General features: G+C 39.5%; 1 protein-coding gene. It reads right to left on the bottom strand.

The annotated features are described in order from the left end of the window. The coding region (locus AAEY72_RS15385) for a PH domain-containing protein (RefSeq protein WP_352311461.1) at positions 1 to 222 on the bottom strand (222 nt) is incomplete at its 3' end. Positions 223 to 261: the final 39 nt, after the last annotated feature.

Below are 261 nucleotides of genomic sequence, written 5' to 3'. Positions count from 1 at the left end.
ACTTTCAATTGATCGATACGGCAAGGAGACCCTGACTTTCTTTTTAGAAAATACGCGGTTATCGCCAAAGATCAGTCGTTTATTGGTGAAACAAATTTGGTCGTGACGCAGTCTGTAAACAGCCTCAATTCTTTCTCCTTCAATTAATAAGGATTCGAATTTTTTATGATCATTTTGTTTACTGACAGAAAAAATACCCACGTAAACCCCCTCTTCCTGCATCAAATTCCTTTATGACAAAACGGCCACACGGCTCTGTGG

Origin of the sequence: Psychrobacter sp. W2-37-MNA-CIBAN-0211, assembly GCF_040309405.1 — a bacterium.
GTDB classification, from domain to species: domain Bacteria; phylum Pseudomonadota; class Gammaproteobacteria; order Pseudomonadales; family Moraxellaceae; genus Psychrobacter; species Psychrobacter glaciei.
The sequence above is the reverse complement of the archived record's forward strand: the minus strand, read 5'-3'. Positions and strand labels throughout refer to the sequence as shown.